The following is an 18,172-nucleotide window of genomic DNA, read 5'->3' as shown; positions in this document are numbered from 1 at the left end:
ATGCAGAGTCTCAGCACGATTGACACCTGGCCCGTGAAGAACGCCGCAGCGGCGGTCATTGCGCAGGACGGTCGGATCCTCGGTCAGCACGGAGATCAGGATCGTGAGTTCAAGCTCGCCTCCGTCACGAAGCTCCTGAGCGCCACGGCGGTGCTGCTGGGCATCGAGGAGGGGGTGCTTGAGCTCGATGACCCCGCCGGCCCCGAGGGATCGACGGTGCGGCACCTGCTGGCGCACGCCTCCGGCTACGACTTCTCGGAGGACATTCTCCGCGCGCGCCCCGGCCGCCGTCGGGTGTACTCGAATCGCGGAATCAACGTGCTCGCCGAGGTGTTCGCTGAGCGGGCCGAGATGCCCTTCGAAGAGTACCTCCGTGAGGGCGTGCTCGAACCGCTCGGGATGACCAACACGCGGCTCGAGGGGCCGCCTGCCGCCGGTGGAGTCTCCACGGTCTCCGATCTCAGCCGCTTCGCCGCCGAGCTGCAGAACCCGCAGCTGCTGCACCCGGACACGCTCGCGATGGCAACGCAGGTCGTGTTCCCCGGCCTTGACGGGGTGCTCCCCGGCTTCGGGCGCCAGGACCCGAACGATTGGGGCCTGGGGTTTGAGATCCGAGACGGCAAGAGTCCGCACTGGACTGGAACCCAGAACAGTCCGCGAACGTTTGGCCACTTCGGTCAGGCGGGCACGTTTCTGTGGGTGGACCCGGTCGCGCAGGTCGCCTGTGTTGCGCTGACCGACCGAAACTTTGGCGAGTGGTCGGCTGCAGCGTGGCCGGTGTTCTCCGATGCAGTGCTCACGGAACTGGCGGAGCAGGGCTGAGCCGAGCCAGGCGTTCACTCCGCCACCACGACGTAAAAACGCGTGTGGCCCGGGAAACTCCCGGGCCACACGCGTTTCTGTCGGTGGCGTGTTAGCCGACGACGGGGCCGAAGCGCTCCGGCAGGGTGGCACGCGTCGCGGCGCCCAGCTCGGAAAGCGGCAGCGTGAAGCGATCCTGCACCTCAATTGCGGCGCTCTCGCCCGTGCCATCGGTCACGCCGATGCGCAGCACGGGGTAGTTGCGGCCGTCGCAGAGCCCGCGGAACTTCACGTCCTCCTCGTGCGGAACCGCGACGAGCACGCGGCCCTGCGTCTCCGAGAAGAGCGCGGCCGTGGCATCGACGCCGTCGCGGGAGATGATCTCCTCGATCCACACGCGCGCGCCAACGCCGAAGCGGAGCGCACCGTCGGTGAGTGCCTGTGCGAGGCCACCCTCGGAGAGGTCGACCGCACCCGAGAGGATGCCGTTCTGAGACGCTGCGTGCAGCAGGCCCGCAAGGCGGCGCTCTGCATCAAGGTCGGCCACCGGGGGGCGTCCGCCGAGGTGGTCGTGCACGGTGCCGGCCCAGGCCGAGCCGTCGAGCTCATCGCGAGTGACGCCGAGCAGGTACAGGTGCTCGCCCTGATCCTGCCAGCCGCTCGGCACGCGACGAGCGACGTCGTCGATGATGCCAAGCACGCCCACGACGGGGGTGGGGTGGATCGGGGTGTCGCCGGTCTGGTTGTAGAGCGAGACGTTGCCGCCCGTGACGGGCACCTCAAGTGCGAGGCACGCATCCGACAGGCCCTCGACGGCCTGCGAGAACTGCCACATGACCTCGGGGTTCTCGGGGCTGCCGAAGTTGAGGCAGTCGGTCACGGCGGTGGGCACGGCGCCGGAGGTGGCGACGTTGCGGTACGCCTCTGCGAGCGCGAGCTGCGCGCCGACGAACGGGTCGAGCTGGCAGTAGCGGCCGTTCGCGTCGGTGGAGATCGCGACGCCGAGGCCGCTCTCCTCGTCCACGCGGATCATGCCTGCGCCGTCGGGGAAAGAAAGCGCGGTGTTGCCGAGCACGTACTTGTCGTACTGGTTCGTCACCCAGGAGACGTCGGCCTGGTTGGGCGACGCGGCAACATCGATCATCTGCTGGCGCAGCACCTCGGCCGAGCCGTCGCGCGTGAGGCCGGCGGCGTTCACCGAATTGGCCTGCAGCGCATCGATCCAGGTCGGGTACGCAACGGGGCGCTCGTACACGGGGCCGTCGACGGCAACGGTCGAGGGATCCACGTTGACGATCTCTTCGCCGCGCCAGTTGATGACGAGGCGGCCGGTGTCGGTGACCTCGCCAAGCACGCTCGTCTCAACGTCCCACTTCGCGGTAACCGCGAGGAACGCATCGAGCTTCTCGGGCGCCACGATCGCCATCATGCGCTCCTGGCTCTCGGACATGAGGATCTCCTCAGCCGTGAGCGAGGGATCGCGGAGCAGCACGCTGTCGAGCTCGATAAACATACCGCCATCGCCGTTTGCCGCGAGCTCCGACGTGGCGCAGGAGATGCCTGCGGCGCCGAGGTCCTGGATGCCCTCAACGAGCTCGCCCGTGAACAGCTCGAGGCAGCACTCGATGAGCACCTTCTCGGCGAAGGGGTCGCCCACCTGCACGGCAGGGCGCTTCGTGGGGCCACCCTCGTCGAATGAGTCGGACGCGAGGATCGATGCGCCACCGATGCCGTCGCCGCCCGTGCGGGCGCCGAAGAGCACGACCTTGTTGCCGAGGCCTGAGGCGTTCGCAAGGTGCAGGTCCTCGTGGCGGAGCACGCCAACGCCGAGCGCGTTGACGAGCGGGTTCTGCTGGTAGACCTTGTCGAACACGGTCTCGCCGCCGAGGTTCGGCAGGCCGAGGCAGTTCGCGTACGAGCTGATGCCGGAGACGACGCCGTGCACCACACGTGCGGTGTCGGGCTCGTCGATGTCGCCGAAGCGAAGCTGGTCCATCACGGCGACAGGGCGCGCGCCCATCGAGATGATGTCGCGGATGATGCCGCCCACGCCGGTTGCGGCGCCCTGGAACGGCTCAATGTAGGAGGGGTGGTTGTGGCTCTCCACCTTGAACGTGACGGCCCAGCCCTCGCCGATGTCGATGACACCGGCGTTCTCGCCCATGCCGACGAGCAGGCGCTCCTTCATCTTGTCGTTGACCTTCTTGCCGAACTGGCGCAGGTAGATCTTCGACGACTTGTACGAGCAGTGCTCGGACCACATGACCGAGTACATGGCCAGCTCGCCCGAGGTGGGGCGGCGACCGAGGATCTCGCGAATCTGTGCGTACTCGTCGGCCTTCAGGCCGAGTGCGTCGTACGGCTGGTCCTTGTCGGGGGTCGCGATCGCGTCTGCGACGGTATCCGGGACATGGATCGGGGCGGTGGGTTCAGTCACGCTGATGTGCTCCGTGGGCTCGGGGGCGGTACGGCTACGATCGGAGCGACGAGCGCTCACCCGGCCAGTCTACGGCGTTTCCGGAGACACCGGAGCCGAGCCGATCCGCAGGCACGAAGCGCGGGTGTTTCTGGCGTTTTTCAGCGTGAACCGCGAAACTGGGTGCATGAGTACCCCGAACGCAGCACCCGATCGCGTCACTGGCGCCGAGTCGGCAGCCCCCGCCGCGACCACGAAGGGCGGCGCCGAGCCGCGCAAGCTGTCCACGTTCCTGAAGATCAGCATCGTGCTGCTTGCGGCGCTCACCCTCGCCTCGATCTCGCTCCTCTTTATCGGCGACTTCCAGGGCAAGTTCGAGCGCGTCTTTGCCACATTCCTCGTGTTCGCGGTGTTCGTCGGGCTCACTGCGCTCGACACTCGTCGCGAGCTGCGCTCGGAGTGGTACGCGCCGGTCGCGCTGATCGCGAACTCCTACATCCTCGCGCTGCTGCTCATCGTGACGTGGATGACGCCGTACGATCCGTTCCTGCTGGGCTGGTCGCTGCTGTGGAAGAGCATCCTCGTGATCGGCGTGACGAGACTCGTGCTGGGCTGCTGTCAGCTGTTGCTCGGCATGAGCGAGGGGAAGCCCGAGACGATCGGCCGCTTTGCGTTCATCACGAGCATGCTCGCGGTGCTCGCCGGCATCCTGTTCACGGCGCCGATTGCGATCGAAACGTTCAACGTGATCATCCCGGAGCTGTACTGGAAGATCGCCGTCGCCACGCTGATCCTCACGGCGCTCGGCCTCGCGATCACGCTGCTGCTGCGTTGGTCGTACGGTGCTCCGGAGCGTGAGACCGCACGGGCGTCACTGCGACAGGCAGCTCAGGATCGCGGCACCCCGATCGAGCCGTACCGAGCCGCACCGCTCGCAGCGCCCATCGCGACCCCGCCGGCCCCCGCCCCGCTGACGCCTGCCACGCAGGCCCCGTCCGCGCAGTCGCTGCCCGGAACACCGAGTGCGGCTCAAGCTGCGCCCGTGGCCGCGGCACCGCAGGCCGCTGGACCGCTGCTGCCCTGGCCCACCTTCGCGGATGGTCGCCCGATCCCCGCGCTGCCGAACGGTCAGCCAGACTTCAGCGTTCCGGGCGCCCCGCTGCCCCCGCAGTAGTCGCTGCGCCCAGGTAGGGCGGATCAGGCAACGAGAGTAAAATACTCGGGTGCCTGAGACAGACCTGACGCCCGAACACGCCGCACCCGCCGCCTCCGCAGCGCCCGCCTTCGTGATCCGACCGATCACGCAAGGGGAGTACGCCGCGGAGGCGGCGCTCGTGCGTGCGGCCTACGCCGAGAGCACCTACGGCGCCGAGCTCGCGGGAGACGCGCAGTGGGCGGCCGTGGAGCAGGACTCGGCGGGCCGCGATGCGGACGGCCGAATCCTGGTGGCCGTGCGTGGCAGTGAGCTGATCGGCGCGGTGTCGGTGCTGCGCGGCGGCACCACCTACACGAAGCTCGCGACGCCCGGCGAGGTCGAGCTGCGGCTCGTCGTTGTCTCCCCGAGCGTGCGTGGGGCCGGTGTGGGTGAGGCGCTGGTGCGCGCTGGCATCGAGCAGGCCCTGCGCTGGGGCGCGCGCGTGGTGCGTCTCGACACCGGCGAGCGGAACCCGGCAGCGCGACTCTACGCGCGCGTTGGATTCGAGCGCACCCCGGAGCTCGACCGTCAGCTTGACGGCGCGAACTACGGTGCCTCCCTGAGCTTCGTCTACTCGCTGCAGGAGCGCGAGGACGTGCGCGTCCGCGAGATTCGCCCGGATGAGATTCCCGCGGTCAGCGAGCTCGTGCTTGCCGCCTACCGTGACGACTACGATCGTCTGCCCGATGAGTATCTCGCGGAGATCGCCGACGTCGCAACGCGTGCCGCGCAGCACCTCGTGTGGGTCGCGGAAGACGCCGAAACGGGCACTCTGCTCGCCACGATCACGACCCCGCACGCGGGCGAGGTGCTGAGCGATGTCGCGCGGGCGGGGGAGATGGACCTGCGACTGCTCGGTGTCGGCGGCGCGGCGCGCGGCCGCGGCATCGGCTCGCTCATGATGCGCCACGGGCTGCGGCTCGGCCGCATCCGCGCGGTGGACCAGGTGGTGCTCAACACGAGCACCGAGATGGTCGCGGCCTACGAGATGTACGACCGGATGGGCTTCTCCCGGCTGCTCGACCGCGAGCACGACATCATGCGTGAAGACGGCACCAGCTTCCGTCTGCTCGCGTACGGGATTGATCCCGCGCAGGCCCCGCTCACGCGGGCGTCGCGCGCGGCCTGATCCCAATCGAAATTGCCGCGCCCCGTCCGTGCAGAAACGCTGAGAGCCGCCATCCCCTAGTGAGGATGGCGGCTCTCAGCGTTGTACCGCTCGGCGCTTAGACGCGAGCGGTGAGCGCCTGGATCGCTGCTTCGAAGAAGCGGAGCCCATCGGTGCCGGATCGCATCGCGTCGGGCATGTCGGGGCCGAACCCCGCCTCAACCGCGTGCTCGGGGTGCGGCATGAGGCCCACGACGTTGCCGCGCTCGTTGCTGAGGCCGGCGATGTCGTGCAGCGAACCGTTCGGGTTCACCTCGGCGTAGCGGAAGGCGATGAGGCCCTCGCCCTCGAGCCGCTTCAGCGTCTCGTCGTTGGCGATGTAGCCGCCATCACCGTTCTTCAGCGGGATGACAATCTCTTCGCCGGGGGTGAAGAGGTGCGTCCACGCGGTGTCGACGTTCTCGACGACGAGGCGCTGGTCTCGGCGGATGAACTGCTGGTGCGCGTTGCGGATGAGACCGCCGGGCAGAAGCTTCGCCTCGACGAGCACCTGGAAGCCGTTGCAGATACCGAGCACGGGCATCCCACGGTTCGCAGCGGCGATCACCTCGGTCATGATCGGTGCGATTGCGGCGATCGCGCCGGGGCGCAGGTAGTCGCCGTAGCTGAAGCCACCAGGCAGCACGATCGCGTCGACACCCTGCAGATCGTGGTCCGCGTGCCAGAGCGCAACGGGCTCGGCGCCGGCGATGCGGATGGCACGCTGCGCGTCGCGATCGTCGAGGGAACCCGGGAACGTGACGACGCCGATCCGGGTCGCCATTACTGAGCCTCTCCGGCGGGCACACCGTCGACGGAGATCGCGACGACGTCCTCGATCACCGAGTTCGAGAGGATCTCGTCGGCAACCTGACGCACCTCGGCGAGCACCTCGGCGGTCACCTCGCCCTCGACGGTGAACTCGAAGCGCTTTCCGATGCGCACATTCTCGAACTTGCCGTGGCCCAGGCGATCCAGCGCGCCGGTAGTGGCCTTGCCCTGCGGATCGAGCAGCTCGGCCTTGGGCATGACATCAACAACAATCGTGGGCACTGGCGACTCCGGTTTCGCGATTCGACGGTCGGTGGGTGATGCGGCGCGTGTGTTCGCCCCGCTCCCTGCAGCCAGTCTACCCGGCGAGCGCGATGCTCCAGACCCGGATCCTGTGGCGCTCCAGGGAGCAGGCCGAGCGCAGGCTACGCAGTGATGCGGTCGTACAGCTCCTGATAGCGGGCGCGGGTCTGCGCCACGATCTCCTCGGGCAGCTCGGGCGGGGTGCCCGTTCTGTCCCAGTTGGCGGCGAGCCAGTTGCGCACAATCTGCTTGTCGAACGACGCGAGGCGCTCGCCCGCAGCCAGCTCGGGATCCTCGTACGTCGCCGCGTCCCAGTAGCGCGAGGAATCGCTCGTCAGCACCTCGTCGGCGAGCACCAGCTCACCCGTCTCGGGGTCGCGGCCGAACTCGAACTTCGTGTCGGCGAGCACCACGCCGCGCGCTGCCGCGAGCTCGCGGGCGCGGGTGAAGATCTCGAGGGAGGCGTCGCGCAGTTCCGTCGCGACCTCTTCGCCCACGAGCTCGACACTGCGCTCGAAGGTGATGTTCTCGTCGTGCTCGCCAAGCGGCGCCTTATACGCCGGCGTGTAGATCGGGGTGTCGAGCAGATCGCCGTCGGTGATGTCGGCGGGCAATTCGATCCCGCACACGGCGCCGGTCTGCACGTACTCGGCATAGCCCGAGCCGGTCAGCGCGCCGCGCACCACGCACTCCACGGGGTACATCTCCAGGCGGCGGGTCAGCATGGCCCGGCCGGCAACCTCTGCGGGGACCTCGGGAATGCCGGGCGCTGGCGCGATGAGGTGGTTCGGGCGGTCGATCTGTTCGAACCACCAGTTCGACAGTGAGGTGAGCAGCTCGCCCTTGCCGGGAATCGGCGGCTCGAGGACGTGGTCGAACGCGCTCACGCGGTTGCTCGCAACGACGAGGAGCACGTTCTGCGGGCCGTCGGTGGGGACGTAGAGGTCGCGCACCTTCCCAGAGTAGGTGTGGGTCCAACCGGGCAGCTGCAGGGGAGAGGAAAGTTCCGTCACGCCCCCATTCTTTCACCTCGCGTCGCCGGGGCGGTTCCGCTCGAAACGCGGGGTCGGGATCGAGCGCGGCGCGCTGGCGCAGAACCGCGTATTTCCGCGACATTCGCCCCTGGTGCACGGGGATGTCGGGGGCGACGGTTAAGGTCATTTGTAGATGGGGAGCGCTGCTCTTGGATCCATCATCAAAGAACGCGGAGGAAGACCATGATCCCACTCGGGCCGGTTGTGGCGAGAAGCCGGTTGCGGGCGGCACGGACTGCCGCGTGGGCGTACCTTTCCGAGCCTGAACGGCGTGCGGAGTGGTGGCCCGAACTGCAGCTGGAGCCGAACGTGGGTGGTGCGATCTCCGAGCGCTGGTCGGAGGATACCGGCGAGACCTCGGTGAGCCGCGATGCGAGCGGAACGGTGGATGTGTGGGTCGAGGGCCACGCGCTGGGTTTCCGCTGGCGCGAGGCTGGCGACGAGCGCGAGACGGCGGTGCTGGTCACGCTTCGCACCCAGGGTGAAGAGACCGGCATCACGGTCACCGAGACGGGCTTCGATGCACTGCCCGAGGCCGCTGCGCGGGCCGCAGCATCGCAGGATGGCTGGCAGGTGCTGCTCCGCGACCTCACGACGGCGCTTGAGGCTGCTGTTGCCGAGGGTCGCGTCGAGTCACCCGCTCCGGCCATCGCGGCACCCATCGCTGCTGAGGAGGAGCCCGCTGCAGAGCACCCTGCGCTGGAAGAGACCGCGGCCGATGGCGCAGACGAGGCGCCCGTCGAGGCCGAGGGCGCGACCGAAGCGGAGAATCTGGCCGAGGCGGAGAACCCGGCCGAGGACGACGGCAGCACCGCTGGCGATGAGACTGACGCAGAGGCAGAGGCAGAGGCAGAGGCAGAGGCAGAGGCCGAAGGCGACGTCGACACCGAGAGCGATGACGACACCGAGCCCGAGGATCTGGACGATACGATCCGGGTCGAGCCGCTTACCCCGGAGGCCGCCGCGCAGATCGAGGCTGAACTGATCGAGGCCGCCGAGAATGAGGCCGCCCAGAATGAGGCAGCCCAGAGTGCAGCCGCCCAGACCGACGACGGGCAGGAAAGCGCTCCTGACGAGAGCGAGCCCACCGACGTCGAGGATGAGCCCACGACCGCTGAACTCGACTTCGATGCGCTGATTCGAGGCGACCTGCCTGATGGGCCGGCGCGCGAGCACTGACTCGGGACAACTCCCGCGTCCTGCGACCCACCCTCGACGGTCGGGGGCGTTCGCTGCTGCGCTCATCACTGCGGCCGTAGGTCTGGGCACCGCGCTCGTCTTTGTGCGCGGGATGCTCGACTGGTCAGACAGCCAACCCTACGAGGACGCCCGCACGGAAACACGGTACCTCGTGCTCATGGCCGTCGCGCTCGCCATGTGTGTCGCCGCCGCGCTCGCCGCGTGGCGTATTTCGCGGCGTGTCCATCGCGCCGCCAACATTGGGCTGACTGATGCAGAAACGGGGCCGCAGGGCCAGCTTCGCTGATCCCGCGACCCCGTTTGGATCGTCCGCGGTGCCGTTTAGGCCACGCGTGCGGCGATATCGGTGCGGTGCTGCCCGCCCTCGAGCTCAATAAGGCCGACGGCCTCGTACGCGCGCTCGCGCGCCGCGCCAAAGGTCTCACCGCGCGCAACGACGCCGAGCACGCGACCGCCGGTCGCCACCCAGCCGCCGTCGGCATCGCGGGCCGTTGCGGCGTGCACGAGGTGCACACCGGGCACCGCAGCGGCAGCATCGAGGCCGCCGATGGGGCGGCCCGTCACCACGTCGCCCGGGTATCCCTCGCTCGCCACCACTACGATGACCGCGGGCTCATCTGAGAACTGCGCCTCGGGCTGCTCGGCCAGCTTCCCCGTCGCCGCGGCGAGCAGGTACTGGCTGAGCGGCGACTCGAGGCGAGCGAGCACCACCTGAGTCTCCGGGTCACCGAAGCGCGCGTTGAACTCGATGACGCGAACGCCCTTCTCCGTGACGATCAGCCCGCAGTAGAGCAGCCCAACAAAGGGCGTGCCCTCAGCTTCAAGCTGGCGAACGGTGGGCAGGGCAACCGTTCGGGTGATCTCGGCGACGAAGTCGTCGGCCACCCACGGCAGCGGCGAGTACGCGCCCATGCCGCCCGTGTTCGGGCCAGCGTCGCCGTCGAAGATGCGCTTGTAGTCCTGCGCCGGGCTGAGGGGCAGCACGTCGTGCCCGTCAGCGAAGAAGAAGAGCGACACCTCCTGGCCGTCGAGGAACTCCTCGACGAGCACATCGCCGTGGGGAGCCCAGGTCTCGACGTGCGCGAGGGCCGCGTCGCGATCCTCGGTGACCAGCACGCCCTTGCCTGCGGCGAGGCCGTCGGCCTTCACCACATAAGGGGCGCCGAACTCGTCGAGTACGTTCCCGGCCTCGGCCACCGAGCCGACGCGAGCAGCGCGTCCGGTGGGAACCTCTGCGGCATCCATCACGCGCTTCGCGAATGCCTTCGAGCCCTCAAGTTGCGCGGCATCCTGATCCGGCCCGAACACGGGCACGCCCGCAGCGCGCAGCGGATTCGCGACGCCCGCGACGAGCGGCGCCTCGGGCCCGATTACCACGAGGTCGAAGCCGCGCTCGGCAACGAACGCGGCAACAGCTGCCGGGTCGGTGTACGCGAGCTCGGGGGTCTCCACGCCGCTCGCAGCGATCCCGGCGTTGCCGGGGGCGCAGACGACCTCGTGGTCGGCGTTCTCCGAGAGGAGCGCAAGAACGATGGCGTGTTCACGGGCACCCGGCCCCAAGACGAGGATCTTCACGCCGATAAGCCTAGCGTCCCCGCGCGTGCTCGCCGCCGCCGGACGGGTGCGAGCGCGCTAGGCTGATTCGCATGGCAAAGCGCAGGATCTCGGACGTGGACGGCCGGGCGGCTCTCGCCGCGGTGAGCGGCCCTGACACGCCACGAACCGTGCAGGCCACCGCGGTGCGGTACTTGCTTGAGGAGCTTGCGGAGCGCGCTCCAGGGAACTCCGTTGAGGTGCGCGTGCCGCCCTTTGGTGCGGTGCAGTGCGTTGAAGGCCCGCGCCACACACGGGGCACGCCGCCCAATGTGATCGAGACTGACCCAGACACCTGGTTGGCACTCGCGACCGGTGAGCTGCTCTGGGACGACGCGCTCGTTGCCGCTCGGGTCTCCGTTTCGGGCACCCGAGCGAATCTCACGGGGCTGCTGCCGCTCGTACGCCGAGCCGGTTGATTCGATCCCCAGTCCAAGCCTGAGAGAATAGACACATGAGTACTCCCGAGGCCGCGGCCCCGCAGCCGCAGCAGGATCCCGCGCAGCCCGTTTCGCCCGAGCCGCTCACGCCCGAGATGACCGAGCCCGAGGTCGCCGAGGCCGAGGTCGAGGTCGAGCCCGAGGCCGTCGAGCCCGTGGTGACTGAGGCCTCGCGCGAGGTCACCCTGCAGCGCTCAGTGCGGTACGGGCGGGTGCTCGTGGGTACCGCGGCGCTCGGCGCGATCATCGCCATGTTGCTCGTGCTCGTCTTCCCCGTCGCGGAGAAGGCCGACTACACGCTGGGGCAGGCGGTGGGCTTCATGGCTGTCATCGGGGCGGCGATCGGACTCGGCATCGGAGCACTGCTCTCGCTCGTGCTGGGCGTCATTGCGCGACGATCTCGCGGCAGCGGGGTCGCTATTCAGTCCGACGTGCGATAATCGCGTCACTACGAACGATCGGAGCATTCACATGCTGGGCAACCTCAGTGGCTGGCACATGCTGGTCATCCTCTTCGTCATCCTGCTGTTGTTTGGTGCGCCGAAGCTTCCCGGGCTCGCGAAGAGCCTCGGCCAGTCGATGCGCATCCTGAAGAAGGAAGTACGCAACGACGACGCTGGCACGGGCGAGGCGAGTGACGACGCGGCGAAGACGCCGCGCAGCACCGACGCCTCCTAACCGACCGCAGCGAAAAGGAATAGGGATTCTATGATCGGCAACATGGGCGGCCCCACGCTCATCATCATCCTCTTCATCATCCTGCTCCTCTTCGGTGCGCCGAAGCTGCCGGGGCTCGCGAAGAGCCTCGGCCAGTCGATGCGCATCCTGAAGAAGGAAGTGCGCAACGATGGCGCGGAAGAGGGCGGAAAGCCGGCCGCGGATTCCGATGCTCCTGCCGCCGACGTTCCTGCCGCAGACGTTCCTGCCGCCGACGCGAAGCCCACGGGGGACACGACTCCCGGCGAGGAGCCGAAACCCGGCAGCTAGCGCTCGGCCAGCGCGTCGACGACGCGCCACATACGCCGCGGGCGCTGATCCCAATCTGATGGGGATCAGCGCCTGCGGCGTTTTTCGTGCGTGACGAGCTCTCTTCGGTGGCTAGCTCTCCTGCGTGGCTTCCACCCAGGCGAGGTACTCGGCGTCGATGTTGCCGGTGACGTACTCACCGGTGAAGCAGCTCTGCTCGAGCTCCGTGACCGCGGACTGGCCGGCGAGGATCGCTCGGTTCATGCCCTCGACCGTTTGGTACACGAGCGCGTCGCTGCCCATCGCAGCGTTGATCTGCGCGTTCGTGCGATCGTGCGCGATGAGCTCGGTGCGGGTGGGCATGTTGATGCCGTAGACGTGCGGGAAGAGCACAGGGGGTGCGGCGGAGGCGAAGGTCACGCTGCGCGCACCGGCGGCCCGCGCCATCTCCACGATCTCCTTCGAGGTCGTGCCGCGCACGATGGAATCGTCAACGAGCAGGACGTTCTTGCCCGCGAACTCGACGCTCATGGCGTTGAGCTTCTGGCGGACGCTGCGCTTGCGCACCGCCTGCCCGGGCATGATGAAGGTGCGGCCGACGTAGTGGTTCTTGAAGAAGCCCTCGCGGTAGGGGATGTTGAGCTGCTGCGCCATCTGCATCGCGCTCGGGCGGCCGGAGTCGGGAATCGGCATGACGACGTCGATATCGCCCGTGGGGATCTCGCGGGCCACCTGCTCGGCGAGCGTCTCGCCGAGGCGCAGGCGCGCGTCGTACACGGAGATGCCGCTCAACACCGAGTCGGGGCGTGCGAGGTAGATGTACTCGAACGCGCAGGGCACGAGGCGCGGGTTGCGCGCGCACTGCCGCGAGGTCATTGCCCCATCGGGGGTGATCAGGATCGCCTCGCCGGGGGCGACATCGCGCACAATTTCGTAGCCGCCGGACTCGAGCACGAGCGACTCAGAGGCGACGACCCACTCGTCACGGCCCGTCGCGCCAGTGCGCTTGCCGAGCACGAGCGGGCGGATCCCGAACGGATCGCGGAACGCAAGCAGGCCGTAGCCGGCGATCAGAGCGATCGTTGCGTACGAGCCCTCCACGCGCTCGTGCACGCGGGAGACTGCGTCAAAAATCTGGTCTTCGTCGAGCGAGAGCCCCGCAATGCCAGACTGCAGTTCGTTGGCGAGCACGTTGAGCAGCAGCTCGGTGTCGGAGTGCGTGTTGAGGTGGCGGCGATCCACGTTGTAGAGCTCGGCCGTGAGTTCACGAGTGTTGGTGAGGTTGCCGTTGTGCACGAGGATGATGCCGTAGGGGGCGCCCACGTAGAACGGCTGCGCCTCCTCCTCGCGGGCAGCGTTGCCGCGAGTGGCGTAGCGCACGTGGCCGAGGCCGACCGTGCCGGCGAGCTGGCGCATGTCGCGGGTGCGGTACGCCTCGCGCACCTGCCCCTTCGCCTTCACCATGTGGAAGAAGTCGCCCTCAAGCGTGGCGATTCCAGTCGAGTCCTGGCCGCGGTGCTGCAGCAGGGTCAGGCTGTCGTAAATCTGCTGGTTAACGGGTTCGGACGAGACAATACCGACGATGCCGCACATGCGTTGTGGTGCTCCCTGAAAACTGGGTGGTGCGCCGGATGGACGCCCGACTAGTCTCCCACAACCTGGGCGGCCCTGCAGGCACGGTAGACTCTCGTGCTGTGAGCGAAAACGCGTCGATCTATGCCCAGTCCGGAGTGGATACCGCGGCGGGTGACCTTGCCGTCGAACTGATGAAGTCTGCGGTGACCCGCACGCACGGCCCCGAGGTGCTCGGTGGCGTTGGCGGCTTCGCCGGAATGTTCGACGCGACCGCGTTGACCGGCTACAAGCGGCCGCTGCTCGCCTCGTCCACGGATGGCGTTGGCACCAAGGTCGCGATCGCGCAGGCGATGGACAAGCACGACACCATCGGCCAGGACCTCGTGGCAATGGTCGTCGACGACATCGTTGTGGTGGGTGCAAAGCCCCTGTTCATGACCGACTACATCGCGTGCGGCAAGCTGGTGCCCGAGCGCATTGCGGACATCGTGCGTGGCATTGCTGAGGCCTGCTCGGCGACGGGAACGGCGCTCGTCGGCGGCGAGACCGCTGAGCACCCCGGGCTGCTCGGACCCGACGACTACGACGTGGCCGGTGCCGCAACGGGCGTGGTCGAGGCCGACAAGATGCTGCAGCCCTCGCGAGTGCAGGATGGCGACGTCGTGCTCGCGATGGCGGCATCGGGCCTGCACTCGAACGGCTTCTCGCTCGTGCGTCACATCCTTGCTGAGCGTGGGATCGGGTACCACGACCACAGCGACGACCTGGGCGCGAGCTACGGGGAGGCGCTCCTTACGCCGACCGCGCTGTACACGGGCCCGCTGCTGCGCGTGCTCGAGGATCCCGCGCTCGATGGCGCGATCCACATGCTGAGCCACGTCACGGGCGGCGGCATTGCTGCCAACCTCGCGCGCGTGCTGCCCCAGGGCACCTGGGTCGAGGTGGATCGCGGCACGTGGTCCCCGCTGCCCGTCTTCCGCCACCTTGCTGAGCTGGGCGGGCACTCGCTCGAGTCGCTCGAGGGCGCCTGGAACTTGGGTGTGGGCATGTTCGCGGTTGTCGCCGCGGATCAGGCGCCGCAGGTTGCTGCCGCGCTCACGGCCGAGGGGCTGGAGACTTGGGTGGCCGGCACGGTGTCGAGCACTGCTCGCGATTTCACCGGTTTTGAGCAGGGCGCAAAGGGTGTCGACGGCGGCGCCGTGCGCCTCGTGGGCGGCTACGCGGCGTAACCACTGCGGCCCCCTTGGTGGGCCGCTGCTCGGCTGGATTCACTCTCTACTTGAGGGTGAGGTGACTTTCCAGAGTGGGATCAGGGCTTCCTCACGGTGTCCTGTTTTGCCGCGTGTTTCCGCGGTTTTCTGGGGTCTGAATGTCAGTGGTCACTGCTTGAATGAGCCCATGACCACCACCCGAGGTTCTCCCCCTACTGGCTCGCCGACCGCGTCCCGCCGGGCTTCCCGGGTGCGCTTCACGAAGGCCCCCAGCCCGTCCGCTCCAAACCCCGCCGCCACCCCGGAGTTCGACCCCACCGAGCTCTTCGCCAAAGCCTTCGCGTCCGCAACCCCGGGTGTCATCCCGCCCGTGTTTTCTGTTCGGGTGGTGGATGACGTGGTCGGCATGCTGGAACAGTTCGATCGTTTCCAAGGCATTCTCGCCGCCGCACGCCTGAACGTTCTTTCCTTCGCGATGGAGACCGCGGTGCACCGCGCCCCTTCCGGAAGCGGTGACATCCCGTACCGTTCCCTGCGTGCCGAGATCGCGACCGCCCTCCATCAGAGCGAACACATCGTGGAACGCGATCTGAACCTTGCGAGCGCACTCACGATGCGTTTCCCGGCGACTCTGCCACGCATGCTCACCGGGCAGGTCTCTCCCGAGCATGTGCGGGCACTCGTGGAGTCCGCGGACGCGCTGGGGCTTGGGCAGGATCCGGATTCGGTGCGTGTGCGGGGCCGATACGAGGCGGAAGTACTGCGGCGTGCTGAGTCCCAGACTCCGCAGCGTTTGCGGCCGATCGCGCGGAAGCTCGCCCGCGAGCTCGCGAGATCCCTTCCGAAGCCGGCCCCGTTCCCGGGCGTTGACTCCACGATCGATGGCTCTGCTGGTCCGGACACGGCTTCCCCGGATCCGTCCAGCACCGACCCGAGTGCCTCTGACCCGGTGAGCACCGACCCGAACGACACAGCTCCAACAAGCACCGATCCCAGCGCCACCGAACCAAACACCGGCGCTCCTGCACCCTCCCCGGAGTGTGAGCGGCGGGTGTGGGTGCGTGATCACGAGAACGGCATGGCGGAACTGGTCGCGTTCATGCCGTCACCGGTGGCGTATGCCATTCATGATCGCTTGACGCGGCTCGCGAAGTCCGCGGAAGTCACCGAGCACCAACTCACCCGCACCCTCACGGACAGCGGCACCGGTCTCGCAGACACGAGCACGGGCGCGGGCACCATCACGGGCACGGGCACGGGTGAAGCGTCACCCGCGCACACCGCGCGCACGCCTCGGAGCATGAGAGCACAGAGCGTCGCAGAACGACGGCGCCTCCTCCGGGAACTCCGCCCGGGCATGAAAGGCGGGCGTCCCGGGGTGCGAGAGATCCGGGCAGGGCTTCCCAAGCGCAGTCGCGCTCAGACTCGCACGGATGTGCTCCGGGACTTGCTCCTTGCTGGGGATCCGATGCGGCTGGTTGCGGGGTCTCCGGAGGAGGCGGTGCGGGCGCACATCCAGGTCGTGGTGACCACCACAGCACCCCCGGCAGGTACCGGCAGTGACCCCACTGCTTCCTCGCCGCCGGAGTTCACGGATGCCGAACTCATCGGGTCCGGACCCGTCGACCCTGAACAGATTCGTGGCTACGCAGGTCACGCGGACTTCTGGGAGAAGGTCACCGTGTCGGGTGAGAGTGGGGATGTGCTGAGTGTGGACCGGTATCGGCCCAGTGCACAGATGCGCCGTTTCCTCGGGGCCCGCGACCTGCACTGCAGGTTCCCCGGTTGCCGGGTGCCGGTGAACCGCTGCGATATCGACCACACGATCCCCGCAGCAGATGGCGGCACGACATCCACAGACAACCTGGCACATCTCTGCCGTGGCCACCACACGATGAAGCACAACTCTGACTGGGACCACCGTTTGTTGCCGGACGGGAGGATGCGCTGGCGATCCCCAACCGGACGCGTGTACGACGATGAACCGCCAAGCCGGGTGAGGTTCCTAAAACACGAGAACACCGGAACACCACCACCGAGGCCATCAGTGACGAGGTCATCGCCGCCGTCCACAGCACCGGTATCAGCGCCGAGCTCATCAGCACCGAAGGCTGCAGCACCGACACCGCCGGTCCGCACAGCACGACCGCTTGTTCCTCCACGGCCCGTCGTTGACGATGACCCCGACGATCACCCGTTCTGATGGAGAGGTTGCAGCGAAGCTCAGAGAAGAGTTCAGCGCTGTTCGATGAGCGCGGTTGCAATCGCGGCGAGTCCCTCGCCGCGACCGGTGAAACCCAAATGATCGGTCGTTGTCGCAGCGAGAGACACTGGTGCGCCGACGAGCTCACTCATCACCAGCTGAGCCTCCTCGCGGCGAGCGGAGAAGCGCGGACGATTGCCCACGATCTGTACGCTCACGTTCACCGGGGCAAACCCTGCGGCCGCGAGCCGCTCAAGAGCCAAGCGCACGAAGTCCGTACTTGCGGCGCCCTCCGTGCCGGGCTCGTCGACACCCACCAACTCTCCGATGTCTCCAAGCCCCGCAGCGGACAGCAGAGCGTCCACGACCGCGTGGCACACCGCATCGCCGTCACTGTGGCCACTGAGACCTGGCTCTCCCGGCCAGTCCAGGCCAGCGAGGCGCAGCGGCGCCGACTCGTCGTAGGCATGGACGTCAAAGCCAGAGCCCACCCGCATCACGCGTCCTCCTCCAGGCCCACAGCGTTCGCGGCAAGGAAGTGCTCGAGAATGGGCATGTCTTCGGGGGTGGTCAGCTTGTGGGCACGAAGCTCTCCCGGCACCGTGCGCACCCGGCCGCCCGACCGCTGCACGACCTCAGCATCATCCGTGGGGAGCATGTCACCGGGGCCCTCCGAACGTGCGGAGTGCGCCGCAGCCAAAAGCTCTCGAGGGAACCCCTGAGGCGTCTGCACGGCAACCAGCGGGGTGCGGTCAACGGTCTCGTGCACCACCCCGTCAGCGTCGACTCGCTTGAGGGTGTCGGTCACGGGGAGCGCGGGCACCACCGAATCACCCGTGCGCACCACCTCGGCTGCAACGCGCTCGAACAACTCGGCGCTTGCGAAGGGGCGTGCAGCATCGTGCACCAACACGGTCTCGACGCTTGCGGGGAGCGCCTCAAGGCCGAAGCGCACTGACTCGTGACGCTCACGGCCACCCGCCACAACGGACACGGTCCAGTCGGAATCCCGGGGCAGGATCGCATCCACGAGTTCCAGCGCTTGAGCCGCACGCGCCTCAGGGATGACGAGCACCAGATGACCCGCGTGGGGGAGGGACGTCACCACGCTGATGCCGAACTCGATCAGCGTGCGTCCACGAAGCTCGACGAAGGCCTTCGGTACCTCCGCGCCCAGGCGGCGGCCTGACCCAGCACCGACCAAGATGACGCCAAGTGCGGGAAGCGGATGTGTCGCAGATTCAGAGTGGTGGGCGCTCATAGCCCCAGCGTACCCGCGGGGAAAACAAAACGCCCCGCATCACGTGCGGGGCGTTT

The 18,172-nt window shown here is 68.0% G+C and carries 17 protein-coding genes and 1 pseudogene; 11 read left to right on the top strand and 7 right to left on the bottom strand.

Annotation, left to right across the window (positions count from 1 at the left end):
• A complete protein-coding gene (locus tag ACR81A_RS12645; RefSeq protein WP_440312003.1) occupies window positions 1-822 on the top strand; it encodes a serine hydrolase domain-containing protein in 822 nt (273 codons plus the stop codon).
• A 91-nt stretch (window positions 823-913) separates the two neighbouring features.
• Here ACR81A_RS12645 and purL read toward each other — a convergent pair whose 3' ends face one another.
• Complete coding sequence (gene purL / locus ACR81A_RS12640) at window positions 914-3,238, bottom strand: phosphoribosylformylglycinamidine synthase subunit PurL (RefSeq protein ID WP_440313154.1); 2,325 nt, start codon at window positions 3,236-3,238, stop codon at window positions 914-916.
• 166 nt (window positions 3,239-3,404) lie between these two features.
• Between purL and ACR81A_RS12635 the strand changes: the two genes are divergently transcribed.
• A complete protein-coding gene (locus ACR81A_RS12635) occupies window positions 3,405-4,391 on the top strand; it encodes a hypothetical protein (protein ID WP_440312002.1) in 987 nt (328 codons plus the stop codon).
• 49 nt (window positions 4,392-4,440) lie between these two features.
• The gene (locus ACR81A_RS12630) at window positions 4,441-5,541 is read left to right on the top strand and encodes a GNAT family N-acetyltransferase (protein WP_440312001.1); all 1,101 of its coding nucleotides are present in this window, start codon (window positions 4,441-4,443) and stop codon (window positions 5,539-5,541) included.
• Window positions 5,542-5,638: 97 nt separating this feature from the next.
• Here the strand turns inward: ACR81A_RS12630 and purQ are convergent, their stop codons facing one another.
• The 3 genes from purQ to ACR81A_RS12615 form a co-directional block, all read right to left on the bottom strand.
• Entirely contained in the window at window positions 5,639-6,343 is a 705-nt protein-coding gene (gene purQ, locus ACR81A_RS12625) for a phosphoribosylformylglycinamidine synthase subunit PurQ (protein WP_440312000.1), read from the bottom strand.
• Window positions 6,343-6,612, bottom strand: coding sequence for a phosphoribosylformylglycinamidine synthase subunit PurS (gene purS / locus ACR81A_RS12620; RefSeq protein ID WP_202380791.1), 270 nt, complete (start codon window positions 6,610-6,612; stop codon window positions 6,343-6,345). The genes purQ and purS overlap by 1 nt, the downstream gene beginning before the upstream one ends.
• 143 nt (window positions 6,613-6,755) lie before the next feature.
• Entirely contained in the window at window positions 6,756-7,646 is an 891-nt protein-coding gene (locus ACR81A_RS12615; protein WP_440311999.1) for a phosphoribosylaminoimidazolesuccinocarboxamide synthase, read from the bottom strand.
• A gap of 204 nt (window positions 7,647-7,850) precedes the next feature.
• Here ACR81A_RS12615 and ACR81A_RS12610 point away from each other — a divergent pair, with 204 nt between their 5' ends.
• The gene (locus ACR81A_RS12610; protein ID WP_440311998.1) at window positions 7,851-8,846 is read left to right on the top strand and encodes an SRPBCC domain-containing protein; all 996 of its coding nucleotides are present in this window, start codon (window positions 7,851-7,853) and stop codon (window positions 8,844-8,846) included.
• Window positions 8,824-9,153 carry a hypothetical protein gene (locus ACR81A_RS12605; RefSeq protein ID WP_440311997.1) on the top strand — a complete coding sequence of 110 codons (330 nt, stop codon included), beginning with the start codon at window positions 8,824-8,826 and terminating at the stop codon, window positions 9,151-9,153. The genes ACR81A_RS12610 and ACR81A_RS12605 overlap by 23 nt, the downstream gene beginning before the upstream one ends.
• Before the next feature lie 35 nt (window positions 9,154-9,188).
• Here ACR81A_RS12605 and purD read toward each other — a convergent pair whose 3' ends face one another.
• Window positions 9,189-10,442, bottom strand: a complete 1,254-nt coding sequence (gene purD / locus ACR81A_RS12600) for a phosphoribosylamine--glycine ligase (protein ID WP_440311996.1) — start codon at window positions 10,440-10,442, stop codon at window positions 9,189-9,191.
• A gap of 71 nt (window positions 10,443-10,513) precedes the next feature.
• Here purD and ACR81A_RS12595 point away from each other — a divergent pair, with 71 nt between their 5' ends.
• The 4 genes from ACR81A_RS12595 to tatA (ACR81A_RS12580) are packed head-to-tail and all read left to right on the top strand — an operon-like array spanning window position 10,514 to window position 11,887.
• Window positions 10,514-10,879, top strand: a complete 366-nt coding sequence (locus ACR81A_RS12595) for a sterol carrier family protein (protein ID WP_440311995.1) — start codon at window positions 10,514-10,516, stop codon at window positions 10,877-10,879.
• 35 nt (window positions 10,880-10,914) lie between these two features.
• On the top strand, window positions 10,915-11,340 hold the full coding sequence (locus ACR81A_RS12590; protein WP_440311994.1) for a hypothetical protein: 426 nt from the start codon (window positions 10,915-10,917) through the stop codon (window positions 11,338-11,340).
• A 31-nt stretch (window positions 11,341-11,371) separates the two neighbouring features.
• Window positions 11,372-11,578 carry a twin-arginine translocase TatA/TatE family subunit gene (tatA, locus tag ACR81A_RS12585; protein ID WP_202380798.1) on the top strand — a complete coding sequence of 69 codons (207 nt, stop codon included), beginning with the start codon at window positions 11,372-11,374 and terminating at the stop codon, window positions 11,576-11,578.
• A 30-nt stretch (window positions 11,579-11,608) separates the two neighbouring features.
• Window positions 11,609-11,887 carry a twin-arginine translocase TatA/TatE family subunit gene (gene tatA / locus ACR81A_RS12580; protein ID WP_440311993.1) on the top strand — a complete coding sequence of 93 codons (279 nt, stop codon included), beginning with the start codon at window positions 11,609-11,611 and terminating at the stop codon, window positions 11,885-11,887.
• Between the two features lie 111 nt (window positions 11,888-11,998).
• On the opposite strand, the gene purF is transcribed toward tatA (ACR81A_RS12580), so the two are convergent.
• On the bottom strand, window positions 11,999-13,459 hold the full coding sequence (gene purF, locus ACR81A_RS12575) for an amidophosphoribosyltransferase (protein ID WP_202380800.1): 1,461 nt from the start codon (window positions 13,457-13,459) through the stop codon (window positions 11,999-12,001).
• 101 nt (window positions 13,460-13,560) lie between these two features.
• On the opposite strand from purF, the gene purM reads away from it, so the two are divergent.
• Both purM and ACR81A_RS12565 read left to right on the top strand, forming a co-directional pair.
• Window positions 13,561-14,670, top strand: coding sequence for a phosphoribosylformylglycinamidine cyclo-ligase (gene purM, locus ACR81A_RS12570; RefSeq protein ID WP_202380801.1), 1,110 nt, complete (start codon window positions 13,561-13,563; stop codon window positions 14,668-14,670).
• A gap of 169 nt (window positions 14,671-14,839) precedes the next feature.
• Window positions 14,840-16,855, top strand: a complete 2,016-nt coding sequence (locus ACR81A_RS12565) for a DUF222 domain-containing protein (RefSeq protein ID WP_440311992.1) — start codon at window positions 14,840-14,842, stop codon at window positions 16,853-16,855.
• A 32-nt stretch (window positions 16,856-16,887) separates the two neighbouring features.
• Here the strand turns inward: ACR81A_RS12565 and ispD are convergent.
• Window positions 16,888-18,116 (bottom strand): annotated as a pseudogene (gene ispD / locus ACR81A_RS12560) (2-C-methyl-D-erythritol 4-phosphate cytidylyltransferase).
• Window positions 18,117-18,172: the final 56 nt, after the last annotated feature.

The organism is Leucobacter chromiireducens, from assembly GCF_051993095.1.
GTDB classification, from domain to species: Bacteria; Actinomycetota; Actinomycetes; order Actinomycetales; family Microbacteriaceae; genus Leucobacter; species Leucobacter chromiireducens.
The sequence above is the reverse complement of the archived record's forward strand: the minus strand, read 5'-3'. Positions and strand labels throughout refer to the sequence as shown.

Excerpts from the sequence above, each read along its gene's own strand:
- tatA (WP_440311993.1), top strand. The coding sequence starts at position 11,609 with ATGATCGGCAACATGGGCGGCCCCACGCTCATCATCATCCTCTTCATC.
- purQ (WP_440312000.1), bottom strand. The coding sequence starts at position 6,343 with ATGGCGACCCGGATCGGCGTCGTCACGTTCCCGGGTTCCCTCGACGAT.
- ACR81A_RS12590 (WP_440311994.1), top strand. The coding sequence starts at position 10,915 with ATGAGTACTCCCGAGGCCGCGGCCCCGCAGCCGCAGCAGGATCCCGCG.
- purF (WP_202380800.1), bottom strand. The coding sequence starts at position 13,459 with ATGTGCGGCATCGTCGGTATTGTCTCGTCCGAACCCGTTAACCAGCAG.
- tatA (WP_202380798.1), top strand. The coding sequence starts at position 11,372 with ATGCTGGGCAACCTCAGTGGCTGGCACATGCTGGTCATCCTCTTCGTC.
- ACR81A_RS12635 (WP_440312002.1), top strand. The coding sequence starts at position 3,405 with ATGAGTACCCCGAACGCAGCACCCGATCGCGTCACTGGCGCCGAGTCG.
- ACR81A_RS12605 (WP_440311997.1), top strand. The coding sequence starts at position 8,824 with ATGGGCCGGCGCGCGAGCACTGACTCGGGACAACTCCCGCGTCCTGCG.
- ACR81A_RS12610 (WP_440311998.1), top strand. The coding sequence starts at position 7,851 with ATGATCCCACTCGGGCCGGTTGTGGCGAGAAGCCGGTTGCGGGCGGCA.
- ACR81A_RS12595 (WP_440311995.1), top strand. The coding sequence starts at position 10,514 with ATGGCAAAGCGCAGGATCTCGGACGTGGACGGCCGGGCGGCTCTCGCC.
- ACR81A_RS12645 (WP_440312003.1), top strand. The coding sequence starts at position 1 with ATGCAGAGTCTCAGCACGATTGACACCTGGCCCGTGAAGAACGCCGCA.
- ACR81A_RS12565 (WP_440311992.1), top strand. The coding sequence starts at position 14,840 with ATGACCACCACCCGAGGTTCTCCCCCTACTGGCTCGCCGACCGCGTCC.